The sequence below is a fragment of the Stenotrophomonas sp. STEN023 genome (genome assembly GCF_056760135.1).
In genome coordinates this window covers 1-13,657 of the sequence record NZ_JBRREF010000113.1, presented here as the reverse complement: position 1 = coordinate 13,657, position 13,657 = coordinate 1, and the positions used below count along the sequence as shown (strand labels likewise).

Genomic DNA, 13,657 nt, shown 5'->3' with positions numbered 1-13,657 from the left:
GCCAAAGCCAAAGCCAAAGCCAAAGCCAAAGCCAAAGCCAAAGCCAAAGCCAAAGCCTTGGGGCTCTGTGGGCGCTACCAGGAAAGCTCCTGCCGAACATGGTTCGGCACTGCGGTCAGGCTCTCTGGCGGGCCTGTGCTGCTGTTGCCCAACGGGCAGCGATATTCGGGGCGGTGATGCATACCGCTTCATCAGTGACCGTGGTTACGGCACGCTCGAGCAACTGGATGTCTGCTTCATGCTGGCGCGCCACATGCGGGTCTTCAAAGAAGATCGCGCGTTGGCAGCGGTGTTCAAGCACACGATCCGCAATCTGCGCATCGCCACCGAGCGGGCCGCTCTGGAAGCGATGGATCCACTCCTGATCGCGTGGCCAGCCGCGGCTCCAGGCCATCTCGTTCAAACGCTGACCGGTGGTGCCGGTACCGATGCGCTGTTCGAACTGCGATAGCACGTCGAAGTGCTCAGCAGCGAAGGCGAGCATCTGTGGCTTGCGTGCGTCGTGGGCGATCAGCGCCAGGGTTTGCTTGCTGAAATCGTGTAGATCATCTGCACCACGGTCGGGGTCGCAGCCGGCGTGGATGCGTTCCATCTCAATCCAGTCACGCGCGGTGGCAACCGTGGAGATGAAGGGTTTCCCGTGGATGACGCACTGGCGTTTGAGCGCGATGGCTTCGGGGAATACTGAAGAAGGATCGACCGGGTCGATGAAGTAGATCGCGCCATCGAGAGTGCGCTCGGGCGTGCCCATGCCTACGACTTCGGCAACCAGCTTCATCAAGCCGCCTTCGCGGCCGTTTGGGTAGCGCTGAAGTCCGGGGTAATCCTGCAGAGGATGAGTGCTGGCAATGGCGTCGTAGGTGCGGCCAACAGCGTGCAGTTCCACGCCAAGTTCGCGAATTCCGGTCTCGCTGGCGCGCAGCCAACGGAACAACGCGGCGTCGGCGCTTTCGTGATGGAGACGGTTTGCGGCCAGACCGATGCGCATTGCGATTTCTCTTTGTGCGGAGTTCTTGAGTGTAGGGCAGCTGGGTGTCGGCTTGTTGGTGACGTTGAAGCCAAAGCCAAAGCCAAAGCCAAAGCCAAAGCCAAAGCTCCCCTCATCCGCCCTCCGGGCACCTTCTCCCGCAAGCGGGAGAAGGGAAGTCGTCACAACTTGGCGAACGGATAGTCCAAAGCCGAGAGCCAAAGCTGACAGCCAAGGCCAACAGCCAAGGCCAACAGCCAAGGCCAACAGCCAAAGGCAACAGGCGAAGCAGCGAGCTCGGCCGTCGTCAGAAAAAATGCCGAAGTAGTCCCCTCTCCCGTTTCAACGGGAGAGGGGTAGGGGTGAGGGCGCTTTTAGCTTCTAACGCCTCCCCGCGTTTGCTGTGCTCTAGCGCTTCAACAAAGCAACAATGCTCTCAGCAGCATCACGCCCTTCAGCAACAGCAGTCACCACCAGGTCCGCGCCGCGAACCGCATCACCGCCGGCAAACAGCTTCGCGTTATGGGTCTGGAACGGCAAACGCGCCGCACCACCGGCGATGATGCGGCCATTGCTGCTGGCCTCCACGCCCTGCGACGAAAGCCATTCCGGCAACGTCGGCGAAAACCCAAAAGCGATGATCACCACGTCGGCTTCCAGCAGTGATTCGCTGCCATCAATGGCCACCGCATTGCGCCGGCCATTGGCATCCGGTGCGCTCAACTCGGTCTCGACCACGGTCACGCCGATCACCTCATCGTCCGCGCCCGCTTCGATCGCCAGCGGCTGGCGGTTGAACAGGAAGCGCACGCCCTCTTCGCGGGCATTGGCGACTTCGCGTGCCGAGCCCGGCATGTTGGCTTCATCACGACGGTAGGCACAGGTCACCTTGGCTGCGCCCAGACGGATCGCGCTGCGTACGCAGTCCATGCCGGTGTCACCACCGCCGAGTACCACCACGCGCTTGCCGTTGAGGTCGGGCAGGGCGATCTGGTCTTCCCAGCCGGCGATCGGTCGACCCTTGGGGTCGTTACCACTGACGATGCGGCTGTTCTGCACCAGGAACGGCAGCGCCGGCAATACGTTCTTGAGGTCCTGGCCGATCAGGCCGCCGTCGGTGTAGCGGTAGGCGCCGGTGCCGAGGAACACCGCGTCGTAGTCGGCCTGCAGCTGTTCGATGCTGATGTCGCGGCCGATCTCCACGCCGAGGCGGAACTGCACGCCCATGCCTTCGAGGATCTCGCGGCGACGATCGATCACGCTCTTGTCCAGCTTGAAGCTGGGGATGCCAAACTGCAGTAGGCCACCAATCTGCTCGTAGCGGTCGAACACCACCGCCTGCACGCCTGCACGCGCCAGCCGATCCGCACAGGCCAAACCCGCAGGGCCTGCGCCGACAACCGCCACGCGCTTGCCGGTACTTTCAACGGCATGCAGATCAGGCTTCCAGCCAGTGGCCAGCGCGGTATCGACAATGTACTTCTCGACCGCGCCGATGGTGACCGCGCCGAACTCATCCAGCGTGCAGCTGCCTTCGCACAAACGATCCTGCGGGCAGACGCGACCACAGACTTCCGGCAGCGGGTTGGTCGAATGGCAGAGCGTCGCCGCCTCGTGGATGCGGTCTTCCTGCACCAACTGCAGCCACTGCGGGATGGCATTGTGTACCGGGCACTTCCAGCTGCAATACGGATTGCCGCAATCCAGGCAGCGGCCGGCCTGGTACTGCGCATCGCTCTTGTCGAATTTGCCGTAGAGCTCGCCCCAGTCGCCGGACGTGCGCAATTCCACCGGAATGCGCTGCGGCATGGTGCGGGGCAGATCGAGGAACTGGAAAGCTTGCTTGCGGCTCATGGGAACTCGTTACGTCTGGAGGAGCCCTTCTCCCGCATGCGGGAGAAGGTGCCCCGAAGGGGCGGATGAGGGGCTCTTGAAGCTGCCCTCACCCCGGCCCTCTCCCGCAGGCGGGAGAGGGAGACAGTGCGTCAGGCTGCGCGGCGTAAAGACTCGGCCAGCGACTCGATGCTGGCGGCCTTGGGTTTGACCAGCCAGAACTTGCCGACGTAGTCGCGGAACTCGTCGAGGATCTGCTGCGCCCAGATGCTGCCGGTCAACTCGCGGTGACGGCTGATCAAGGTGTGCAGGTGCTGGCGATGGTTCTCGAAGCCTTCGGTCGAGATGCGGTGGATGTCGATCAGCTCGTGGTTGTAGCGGTCGACGAAATCGCGATCGACGTCGAGCACATACGCCAAGCCACCGGTGAAGCCGGCACCGAAGTTCAGGCCGACCTTGCCGAGCACCGCGACCACGCCATCGGTCATGTACTCGCAGCAGTGGTCGCCTGCGCCCTCAATCACTGCCAGTGCGCCGGAGTTGCGCACGCCGAAGCGTTCGCCAGCGCGCCCCGCGGCAAACAACTCGCCGCCGGTCGCGCCGTACAGGCAGGTGTTGCCGATGATGGCCGTGTTGCGGGCCTCGAAGCGGGCGCCCCGCGGCGGACGTACCACCAGGCGGCCGCCGGCCATGCCCTTACCGACGTAGTCGTTGGCTTCGCCTTCCACTTCCAGGTTCAAGCCGCCGACGTTGAACGCGCCGAAGCTCTGCCCGGCAGTGCCGCGGAAACGCAGGTTCAACGGCGCTTCGCTCATGCCGTGGTTGCCATGTGCGCGGGCGATGGTGCCGGACAGGCGCGTGCCCACCGAGCGGTCGGTGTTGTGGATCAGGAAGCGGTGCTCGCCGCCCTGCTTGTTGGCGATGGCAGCGGCAAGCAGATTGTCCATCTGCGTGGCCAGGCTGTCCGGCGACTGGTACAGGCGCTGCGCGGCGCAATGCGCGCCGTCGTAATGTGCAGGCGCGAGCAGGCGCGATAGATCAACCTTGACGCCTTCGCGCGGCGAGATTTCAAGCTGCTGCAGCAGATCGGTGCGGCCGACGATTTCATCCAGCGAACGCACGCCCAGGTACGACAGCCACTCGCGCACTTCTTCGGCCAGCAGACGGAAGAAGTTCTCCACGCGCTCCGGCAGGCCGGTGAAGTAGCCGCTACGCAGGCGCTCGTCCTGGGTGGCGACGCCGGTGGCGCAGTTGTTGAGGTGGCAGATGCGCAGGTACTTGCAGCCGAGCACGATCATCGGGCCGGTGCCGAAGCCGAAGCTGTCGGCGCCGAGTAGTGCAGCCTTGACCACATCCAGGCCGGTCTTCAAGCCGCCGTCGGTCTGCAGGATGGTGCGGCTGCGCAGGTCGTTGCCGACCAGTGCCTGATGCGATTCGGCCACGCCCAATTCCCACGGCACGCCGGCATAGCGGATCGAGCTGATCGGTGAGGCACCGGTGCCGCCGTCATGGCCGGACACGGTGATCAGATCGGCGCCGGCTTTCACCACGCCGGCTGCAATGGTGCCGACGCCTGCGTGCGATACCAGCTTCACCGATACCAACGCATCGGGATTGACCTGCTTCAAGTCGTAGATCAGCTGCGCCAGATCTTCGATCGAATAGATGTCGTGATGCGGCGGTGGCGAAATCAGGCCGATGCCGGGCTTGGCGTAACGCAGGCGCGCGATCAGCTCGTTGACCTTGTGGCCGGGCAGCTGGCCGCCTTCGCCGGGCTTGGCGCCCTGTGCGACCTTGATCTGCAGCACTTCGGCATTGACCAGATACTCGGCGGTGACGCCGAAACGGCCGGAGGCCACCTGCTTGATCTTGGAACGCTTCTCGGTGCCGTAGCGTGCGGGATCTTCGCCGCCTTCGCCGGAGTTGGAGCGGCCACCGAGGCGGTTCATCGCGATTGCCAGCGCTTCGTGTGCTTCCGGCGACAGCGCGCCCAAGGAAATGGCGGCGGTATCGAAGCGCTTGAACAAAGCTTCGGCCGGTTCCACTTCCTCCAACGGCACCGGCGTTGCCGCCGGCTTGAGCTGCAGCAGATCGCGCAGTGCCGAGGTCGGGCGCGAATGCACCGCGTCCATGTACTTGCGCCAGTCTTCGGCATCGCCAGTGCGCGAGGCGCGCTGCAGCGTCATCACTACGTCCGGGTTGTACATGTGGTATTCGCCGCCATGCACGTACTTGAGCAGGCCGCCGACTTCCGGCTGCGCCAGATCATTCCAGGCACGCACGGTGAGCTCGCGTGCTTCGGTATCCAGGCGTGCAAGGCCAACGCCGCCGATGCGGGCGGCGGTATCCGGGAAGCACAGTTCAACCACGTCCGGATCGAGGCCGACAATCTCGAACAACTGCGCGCCGCGATAACTGGCGACGGTGCAGATGCCCATCTTCGAGATGATCTTGCTCAGTCCCTTGTAGATGCCCTTGCGATAGCTGCGACCGATCTGTGAAACCTCACCGCCCTTCTTCAGCAGCAGGATGCCGCGCCGGCCCAGATCGAACAGCGTCTGGTAAGCCAGATACGGATACACCGCGGTCGCACCAAAGCCCAGCAAACAAGCCATATGGTGCGCATCGCGCGCGGTGCCGGTTTCCAGAATCAGATTGACGTCGCAGCGCAGGCCAACCTTGGACAGATGGTGATGCACGGCGCTGGTGGCCAGCAAAGCATGCACCATCGGGCGGTCGGCGACCGGGTAACGGTCGGACAGCAACAGCATCACCACGCCATCGCGCGCGGCCTGCTCGCACTCGGCGCAGATGCGTTCGATGCCGGCCTTCAGACCTTCCTCGACGCTGTAGGACAGGTCGATCAAGCGATTGCGCTCGACGTACTGGTCCATCTTCAGCAGCTGGCGCAGCTTGCGCTGGCTCAGCACCGGCGAGTTGAGGATGACGTGGTTCACCGTCTCCGCACCGGCGTGGAAGATGTTGGTCTCCTTGCCGAGCTGGGTGGTCAGCGACATCGCGCACTCTTCGCGCAGCGGATCGATCGGCGGGTTGGTGACCTGCGCGAAGGCCTGGCGGAAGTAGTCGTACAACGGACGGGTATGGCGGCTGAGCACGGCGATAGGCGTGTCATCGCCCATCGAGCCGGTGGCTTCCTGCCCGGTTTCGGCCAGCGGCCGCAGCACCTGTTCGAGTTCTTCGGTCGTGAGCTGGAACAGCTTGTGATAACTGCGCAGCGTCGCCTCGTCGAACGGTTCCTCAGCCAGCGAGGGATCGATCAACTCGGTCTGCAGGTAGGTCACGCCTTGGTGCAGCCACTGCTTGTAGGGCGCACGTGCACGGTTGATGCGGTCGATGGCTTCCGAGTCGAGCAGGTCGCCACGCTTGAGGTCGATGGCCATCATCTGGCCCGGGCCGAGCTTGCCCTTGCGCACCACGCGCTCGGTCGGCACTTCCCAGACACCGGCTTCGGAGGCGACCAGGAAGTGGCGGTCGGAGGTCAGCATCCAGCGCGCCGGGCGCAGGCCGTTGCGGTCCAGCGTGCAGGCGGCGTAGCGGCCGTCGCAGGCGACGATGCCGGCCGGGCCGTCCCACGGCTCGCTGTTCAAGCCATAGAACTCGTAGAACGCGGCGAGGTCAGCGTCCTTGAATTCCAACGATTGCGTTGCCGGCGGCACCAGGATGCGCAGCGCCTGGATCAACTCCATGCCGCCAGCCACCATCAGCTCCAGCATGTTGTCCATGCTCTGCGAATCGGAGCCGTGCATCGAGATCACCGGGTCGAGCTCGGCGATGTCGAACTTTGGCGTCTTCCACACCTTGCTGCGCGCCTGCGCCCAGTGGCGGTTGCCTTCGATGGTGTTGATCTCGCCGTTGTGGGCGAGCATGCGGAACGGATGGGCCAGCGGCCAGCGCGGCATGGTGTTGGTGGAGAAGCGCTGGTGGAACACCACCACGCTGGACGCCAGTTCGTGGCGCTGCAGGTCCGGGAAGAAAGTGCTCAGCTTGTCCGGCAGTACCATGCCCTTGTAGCTGATGGATTCGGCGCTGAGCGTGGTGACGTAGTAGTCGGTGACGTCGCGCAGGGTCTGTTCGCTGCGGCGGCGGGCCATGAACAGGGCCAGTGCGAATTGTTCGGCGCTCTGCTCGATGTCGGCATCGACGAACACCTGTTCGATCTTCGGCAGCGTGTCGCGCGCCAGCTGACCACAGACACTGTCATCGGTGGGCACTTCACGCCAGCCGCGTGGATGGCAGCCCGCGCTGCGCAGTTGTGCATCCAGTTCGGCGCGACATCGCTGTGCAGCGTCAGCGTCGTGAGGCAGGAACACAACACCTGCGGCGAAGTTGGGGCCGAGCGCGATGCCGGCTTCTTCGGCCAGCTGGCGCAGGAACACCGTGGGCTTGCGCAGCAGCAGGCCGCAGCCGTCGCCGGTGAGCCCATCGGCGGCAACACCACCGCGGTGGGTCATGCGCGACAGTGCAGCGATGGCGGTATCCACCAACAGACGCGATGGCTGGTCGTCGAGCTGGGCGACCATGCCGAAACCACAGGCGTCGCGTTCGTCTTGCGGGTCGTAAAGCCCTTGCGGGGTGCGGACTGCCATCTGTGCCTCGGTGCGATTCAGGTGAGCGGCGACACTCCTGCCCGCTCGCAGAGCACGTCATGCTTATCAGATGGTTCGCGCCGTGCTGCCGCACGTGCTGTTGGGATAAGACCCGGCGCACGCCCCGATGGCGTTTTACGCCTGACCCAAGCGCCCTCGCGCCCATCCAATGCACATGATGGGCTCAACCTGGAGCGCACCTTGAGGTCACCGGATGGTTCGACTAAATCACAGTTGTTGCAATGCCGCAATACATCGTTGCGAGCGCAACCAAAGCCTTGCCCAGCAAGGCTTTGGCGCTGCCAATTCAGCCGCAGCGGACGCCGCTGACCGCGCCCTTTTCATCCAGTTCGATGTTCAGGCGCTCGCCGATGAACTCCATCGTGACCGGCTGGTTGGGCTTGAGCACGCGCACATCGTTGGCACCGGCGTCTTCCTTGGCCTGGGCCTGCATGGCCTCGGTATAGGTCTGGCCGACAAGGCCTTGCACCTGGCTGGCATCGCAGGCGCCCGGCGGCGGCGTAGCTTCAGCGGGCGCAGCGGCGGCTTCAGCAGCCTGCTGGGATCGGTTCAGTGCCTCATCCTGTTCTTCCGGGGCCGGCTTGGTGCAGGCGCTCAGGGCCAGCAACAGTGCAGCGGTGGCAATCAGGGCGGCGGGGCGGCGCAGGGCGCGCGGCGTCGACGGGAATTGCATCGGAACTCCAAGCTATTGAGGGTCAGCCCAGCATATCGCCAAGTGAGGACGTGTTGACGTTGCGTCGCACCACATTGCGCGATACTCCAGCGGAGCTTTGTCTATCGGGAATAGGTTGGGCAGTGTCCCTAGCCAGGCAGGGGCAACAAATGTCATCCGATGCCTGCGCGGTTCAGCGATACAAATGCATGGGCTGCACGACGCGCTGTGGAATCTGCAATCTCAGCCGCAGCGCAGCGCGGTGATGTTGTTGGTACGGCCAACCTCGATGGTAAGGCGTCCGCCACCGCTGCTGGGTGGGGTGGCGCTGCTGCTGTTATCGCCGCTGCCGCGCACCACCTGCACCTGCAGGCTGTCGCTGTCCACGCGCGCACGTTCAACTGTGCCTGGAGCTGCCGCCAAGCCGACCGCACCGCGCACCATGTCGGTGTGGCATTGGCCGGAGATGACGCCATCGATGGGCTGCACCTGACTGACCTGGGCGGTGCTGCAGGCAGTGGCGGTGATGGCGCTGAAACTTGCGATGACCAGCATCCGATACATGGCGGACTCCAGGCGGGGACATGCATGCAGGGTGCTGCCGCAGGCGTAAGAGCGGGATGAAGAGCCCAAACTCCTGCGGAAAGCAGCGGATCTACTCCCTCCCTTTCGCGTAGCGAAGGGGAGGGTTGGGGAGGGGTGCTCTTCGCAGGAACATCAAACAACGAGCACAAGCAACGGCCAAAGCCACCCCCTCCCAGCCTCCCCCTTGGCTGCGCCAAAGGGGAGGGGCAAAAGCTCCCTCCCTTGCACGAAGTGCAGGGGAGGGTTGGGGAGGGGTGCTCTTCGCAGGAACATCAAACAACGAGCATAAGCAACAGCCAAAGCTACCCCCTCCCAGCCTCACCCTTGGCTGCGCCAAAGGGGAGGGGCCAAAGCAGCGCTTCTCTCGTTGATAATCCACTCGGCAATCAACGCAGGAAGATCCGATGTCGCAGCAGGAACGCTGTCGTGTTCTGGTGTTGGGCGGTTATGGCCATTTCGGCGCGCGCATCGTGCGTGCACTGGCCATCACGCCGGGTATCAAGGTGATCGCTGCTGGCCGCAACCCGGCGCAGGCGGCGGCCAATCTGCCCGGCGTGGATCTGACGAAAATCGAACTGTGCAGGCTGGATACCGCTGCGGTTGATTTCGAAGTACAGCTGGCGGAAACGCGAGCGGCACTGGTCATCCACACCGCCGGCCCCTTCCAGGGCCAGGGCTATGGCGTGGCGCAGGCCTGTCTGCGTGCAGGTATGCATTACATCGATCTGGCCGACGGCCGCGACTTTGTTGCCGACTTCCCGCAGCAGTTGCAGGCCTTGGCCGAACAGACGCAACGCAGTGCGATCAGTGGTGCCAGCACCCTGCCTGCACTGTCCAGCGCGGTGGTGGATGCACTCGCACCACAGTTCGATCAACTGCACAGCATCGACATGGTGATCGCACCGGCACAGGCCACACCGTTGGGCATGGCCACGGTGCGCGCGGTGCTGTCGTATTGCGGCAAGCCGTTCCAGTGCTGGGTGGATGGCCGCTGGCAGACGGTGATCGGCTGGGCCGATCCGCAGCCGGTACGCTTCGCTCGTATCGGTCCGCGACTGGCCTCGCCCTGCGACGTGCCCGACCACACGCTGCTGGTGCAGCGCTATCCGGGCGTGGCGACCGTGCGTTTCCGTGCGGCACTGGAGTTGAAGTTCCTGTCACGCTGCCTGGCGGTGATGGCATGGCTGCGCCGCCATGGCCTGCCATTGCCGATGGAAGCGCTGGCCGGCGTGTTTGCCCGTGCCGGGCGCTGGTTTGATCGCTTCGGCACCGATCTTGGCGGCATGCGCATCACCGTGCGTGGCCAACGCGCAGGCTTGCAGCACCGCGTGCATTGGGACCTGACCGCGCCAATGCTGCACGGCCCGGAGATTCCCACTTTCGCCGCGGTGCTGCTCGCGCGCCGCTTTGCCCGTGGCGAGGCGCTGCCGATCGGTGCCCATGCCTGTCTCGGCCTGCTGTCGCTGGCGGAGTTTGAGAGCGAGTTCGCGCGCTGGCAGATTGACAGCGCGGTCAGCTGAATCATTCAGTCTGGCAGCGGTCAGGGTGCCATTCGGGCTATTGACTACAAATGTAGGCAGATCTACCGTGACGACAAATGTAGTCACGGAGACGGCCATGCGCCGCAAGACCATCGGGGACCAGGAACTGGCCCTGTTGCAGTACATCGGAGAGAACGAACCCACCAGCGTCGGCGAGGTAGCCGCGCGCTTTGGTGAGGCCCGCGGGTTGGCCCGTTCCACCGTGCTGACGATGATGGAGCGCCTGCGTACCAAGGGCTATCTGCAGCGCGAGCAGGACGAGGGCGTGTACCGCTACAGCTCCACCGCCGAGCAGCAGGAAGTGGTCAACGGTGCGGTCGGCAGCTTCGTCGAAAAGACCCTGCAGGGGTCGATCTCGCCGTTCGTGGCGTGGATGTCGGAGAAGGCCGAGGTCAGCGACAACGAACTGGCCGAACTGGAAGCGCTGGTCAGCAAGCTGCAATCGCAGCGCCGGGAGGATTGAGCCATGTCGATGACGCTTGAGTTGTTGGGCAGCCGCTTGCTGGCGACCAGTGTGCAGACCGCACTATTGGCTGGTCTGGTGTGGTTGCTGTGCCGCTACGTGCGGCGTCTGCCAGCCAGCACCCAGTGTGCGCTGTGGTGGCTGGTGGCGGTGCAGGCAGTGGTTGGCCTGTTCTGGGCATCGCCGCTGGAGCTGCCGCTGCTGCCTGCAGTAGAGGCAGCACCGTTGGTTGTGCAGGCGGCTGCAGAAGCAGCGCCGACCACCATCGCACCGGTCATCGTGATGCAGCCCTTGCCGGTGGATAGCGGTTGGTCATGGAGCCTGGTGCTGATGGCGATGTGGGCCGCCGGTGTACTGGTGATGGCCTTGCGCACCGCGCTGGCGTATCGCGCCAGTCGTGCCCTGCTGCGTGCCGCACAGCCCTGCCACGATCACAAGCTCAACGCCGCGCTTGCACTGGCCGCTGATGCGCATGGCCTGCATCGCGCACCGCGCTTGATGCTCAGCAATGCGATCGACTCGCCACAGCTGATTGGCCCATGGCGTCCAGTACTGCTGTTGCCGGCGCGAGGCCTGCAGCGCATGGGCGATGACCAGTTGGACATGGCCCTGACCCATGAACTGGTGCATCTGCAACGCCGTGACCTGTGGCTGGGATTGGTGCCTGCACTTGCCCAGCACCTGTTCTTCTTCCACCCGGTGGTGCACCTGGCCGCCCGCGAATACGGCATTGCCCGCGAAGCCGCGGTGGATGCCGCGGTGGTCGCCGGTGACCGGCACTGCCGCCAACACTACGGACGCCTGTTGTTGCAGTTGGGCGTCGCCCCCCGGCCCGGCGCTGGATTGGCCAGCGCGTCGCCGACCTTCCTCAGCCTCAAGCGGAGATTGCTCATGTTGCAGGACACCTCTTCCTTCCCGCGCGTCGGTGCGGCCTTGATCATCGCCGCCGTTGCCCTGGTCGGCGTGGCACCGCTGCGCCTGGTGGCGATGCCGGTACCGCCTGTGCCGCCGGCACCGCCAGCAGCTGTGGCAGCGCCCGTCGCCCCGGTCGCCCCGGCAGCACCTGCTGCCCATGCAAAACTGCATCTGGTTGCGGCGGGTACCGCTGTGCCGGCCGCACCTCCTGCGCCGCCCGCGCCACCGGCCCTGGTCGTGCCACCTGCACCGCCTGCGGCGCCGGCAGCACCGCTGCACACACAGGGAACGATTCACCTCTCCAGCAACCAGAACGCTGACAGCTATGTGCTGATCAAGGGCAACCACAGCGTCATGAATGGTTCCGTTGCGGACCTGCGCGAAGCAAAGCAACTGGACGATGGCAGCGGCGTGCTGCTGCTGCGCCGCGATGGCAAGCGCTATGTAGTGCGGGACGCGGCCACGCTGTCGCGTTTTGAACAACTGCACGCAGAGACCGTGCGTCTGGGTGAAGCGCAAGGCAAGCTCGGTGATCGCCAGGGCCGGCTGGGCGAGCGTCAGGGCGAGATCGGTGAGCGCATGGGCGAGATTGGTGCGCGGATCGGCGCGTTGGCGAGTGAACAGGCGCAGCTGGCGCTGACGTCAGACGGAAGCGCCGATGCGCGCCGCGGCGCAGCCGCTGAAGCTCGTCGCAAGATCGATGAGGCGCGCGAGGAAATGGACAACCCGGCGATGCGTGCAGAGATGGAAAGCCTGGCCGCACAGCAGGCGGCATTGGGCAAGCAGCAGGCCGAGCTGGGCCGGCAGCAGGCAGCGGCCAGCGCCAAGGCCAATCGTGATGCGGACCAGATGATCCGTGAAGCGATCAGCAGTGGGGTTGCGCGACCGCTTGGTGGTTGATGTTCCGGGAAGGTTGCTGGGGCTTGGTTTTAGAGCCGAAGCAAAAGCCCCCCTCCGCAGCCCTCTCCTTCGCCTTCGGCGAAAGAGAGGGAGCAGAGCTTGGCCCCCTCCCTTTGGCGCAGCCAAGGGGAGGGCTGGGGAGGGGTAAGCTCTTTGAGTAAATCCCAATGAACCACTGAGCTCAGCGCTCCGCCTCCAACGCCAATTCCGCCCGCTCATCAGCCTCGGCCTGCACCAGACGCAGGAGCAGCAGCGCCAAGGTCACCACGTCCTGGTGATTGTGTTCACCAACACGACGCAGATTGCGCGCGCTGCCACCACGCAGATAACTCAACCACGCCGCGGGCGCTTCCGAACCCGGCAAGTCATCCTCGCGTGCTATCAGCAGCAACTGCCGTTCGATGGTCGCCAAGCGACAGTTCTCCCAAGTGCCGCGATAGCGACGGCGGGTGGGGAACAACAGGTCCACATGGTCCAGCGCCGAAATCGGATCGCCACGCCGTGCCAACCGATAACGCGTCTTCAACAGCGGTGCGTCGTAACAGCGGCCGTTGTAACTGGACAGCACCGTGCCCGGTGACAGCCAGCTGGCGAACAATTCGAGCATCGCGCTCTCCGCGCCCATCGTCGACATCAGCAGTTGGCGCACGCGCAGGCCGTCGCCGCGCGCTGCATCGTGATGCCAGTCGGCGGCGCCGATCATGAAGGCGCGGGTACCGGTGCCGCCGGCCAGGCCGGTGGTTTCGGTGTCGAAGAACAGCAGGTCCTGCGGCGCGACGGTTTCCTCGGGGCGCTTGCTGAAAGCCAGCGATAACGGCTGCGTTGGAATCGCCTGCGGGATGAAGGCTTCGATCAAGTGCAGGCCGGGTGCGATCTCGGTGCCGGGTAGATCGCGATCAACCGGGCCACGTTCGATTGCTTGTGCAGGAGCGATGGCGCGGTTGCGTGTGGCCAGCAAACGCCGCAATGCAGCGCCGTCCTGTTTAGCTGCGGGTTTGTGCTGGATCTGATCGACCCAACCGAATACCGAGGATTCCTGCTTCGGCTGCTGTTGTAGGAGCGGGGGGGGGGCCCCCCGCCCGGAACCCAAAGCACGCCGCCCGACACACCGCAGACAACCAGAGAAGGGGGGAGATCGCGCCGCGCCCCCCGGGGTGGGGGAGGGGGCGCGGG

At 64.6% G+C, this 13,657-nt stretch carries 9 protein-coding genes; 3 read left to right on the top strand and 6 right to left on the bottom strand.

The genetic code is table 11. The features are described from left to right. Nucleotides 1-115: 115 nt before the first annotated feature. From ACVOLV_RS20535 to ACVOLV_RS20515, 5 genes are all read right to left on the bottom strand, one after another. Nucleotides 116-988 carry a methylglyoxal synthase gene (locus tag ACVOLV_RS20535; RefSeq protein WP_481555973.1) on the bottom strand — a complete coding sequence of 291 codons (873 nt, stop codon included), beginning with the start codon at nucleotides 986-988 and terminating at the stop codon, nucleotides 116-118. Nucleotides 989-1,375: 387 nt separating this feature from the next. After that, a complete protein-coding gene (locus tag ACVOLV_RS20530; RefSeq protein WP_481555972.1) occupies nucleotides 1,376-2,821 on the bottom strand; it encodes an FAD-dependent oxidoreductase in 1,446 nt (481 codons plus the stop codon). 131 nt (nucleotides 2,822-2,952) lie between these two features. Continuing rightward, a complete protein-coding gene (gene gltB / locus ACVOLV_RS20525) occupies nucleotides 2,953-7,407 on the bottom strand; it encodes a glutamate synthase large subunit (protein WP_481555971.1) in 4,455 nt (1,484 codons plus the stop codon). A 307-nt stretch (nucleotides 7,408-7,714) separates the two neighbouring features. Continuing rightward, nucleotides 7,715-8,101: an I78 family peptidase inhibitor gene (locus ACVOLV_RS20520; protein WP_481555970.1), complete on the bottom strand. Its 387-nt coding sequence runs from the start codon at nucleotides 8,099-8,101 to the stop codon at nucleotides 7,715-7,717. Nucleotides 8,102-8,323: 222 nt separating this feature from the next. After that, the gene (locus ACVOLV_RS20515) at nucleotides 8,324-8,644 is read right to left on the bottom strand and encodes a hypothetical protein (RefSeq protein ID WP_481555969.1); all 321 of its coding nucleotides are present in this window, start codon (nucleotides 8,642-8,644) and stop codon (nucleotides 8,324-8,326) included. A gap of 425 nt (nucleotides 8,645-9,069) precedes the next feature. Between ACVOLV_RS20515 and ACVOLV_RS20510 the strand changes: the two genes are divergently transcribed. The 3 genes from ACVOLV_RS20510 to ACVOLV_RS20500 all read left to right on the top strand — a co-directional run bounded on the left by ACVOLV_RS20510 (nucleotide 9,070) and on the right by ACVOLV_RS20500 (nucleotide 12,484). Beyond that, nucleotides 9,070-10,185, top strand: a complete 1,116-nt coding sequence (locus tag ACVOLV_RS20510) for a saccharopine dehydrogenase family protein (RefSeq protein WP_481555968.1) — start codon at nucleotides 9,070-9,072, stop codon at nucleotides 10,183-10,185. Nucleotides 10,186-10,282: 97 nt separating this feature from the next. Then, a complete protein-coding gene (locus tag ACVOLV_RS20505; protein ID WP_481534727.1) occupies nucleotides 10,283-10,669 on the top strand; it encodes a BlaI/MecI/CopY family transcriptional regulator in 387 nt (128 codons plus the stop codon). Nucleotides 10,670-10,672: 3 nt separating this feature from the next. Then, nucleotides 10,673-12,484, top strand: a complete 1,812-nt coding sequence (locus ACVOLV_RS20500; RefSeq protein ID WP_481555967.1) for a M56 family metallopeptidase — start codon at nucleotides 10,673-10,675, stop codon at nucleotides 12,482-12,484. A gap of 181 nt (nucleotides 12,485-12,665) precedes the next feature. On the opposite strand, the gene ACVOLV_RS20495 is transcribed toward ACVOLV_RS20500, so the two are convergent. Further along, nucleotides 12,666-13,657 (bottom strand): ribonuclease H-like domain-containing protein (locus ACVOLV_RS20495; protein ID WP_481555966.1); only part of this gene is annotated, 992 nt, incomplete at its 5' end.

Excerpts from the sequence above, each read along its gene's own strand:
- ACVOLV_RS20520 (WP_481555970.1), bottom strand. The coding sequence starts at position 8,101 with ATGCAATTCCCGTCGACGCCGCGCGCCCTGCGCCGCCCCGCCGCCCTG.
- ACVOLV_RS20535 (WP_481555973.1), bottom strand. The coding sequence starts at position 988 with ATGCGCATCGGTCTGGCCGCAAACCGTCTCCATCACGAAAGCGCCGAC.
- ACVOLV_RS20505 (WP_481534727.1), top strand. The coding sequence starts at position 10,283 with ATGCGCCGCAAGACCATCGGGGACCAGGAACTGGCCCTGTTGCAGTAC.
- ACVOLV_RS20510 (WP_481555968.1), top strand. The coding sequence starts at position 9,070 with ATGTCGCAGCAGGAACGCTGTCGTGTTCTGGTGTTGGGCGGTTATGGC.
- gltB (WP_481555971.1), bottom strand. The coding sequence starts at position 7,407 with ATGGCAGTCCGCACCCCGCAAGGGCTTTACGACCCGCAAGACGAACGC.
- ACVOLV_RS20515 (WP_481555969.1), bottom strand. The coding sequence starts at position 8,644 with ATGTATCGGATGCTGGTCATCGCAAGTTTCAGCGCCATCACCGCCACT.
- ACVOLV_RS20530 (WP_481555972.1), bottom strand. The coding sequence starts at position 2,821 with ATGAGCCGCAAGCAAGCTTTCCAGTTCCTCGATCTGCCCCGCACCATG.
- ACVOLV_RS20500 (WP_481555967.1), top strand. The coding sequence starts at position 10,673 with ATGTCGATGACGCTTGAGTTGTTGGGCAGCCGCTTGCTGGCGACCAGT.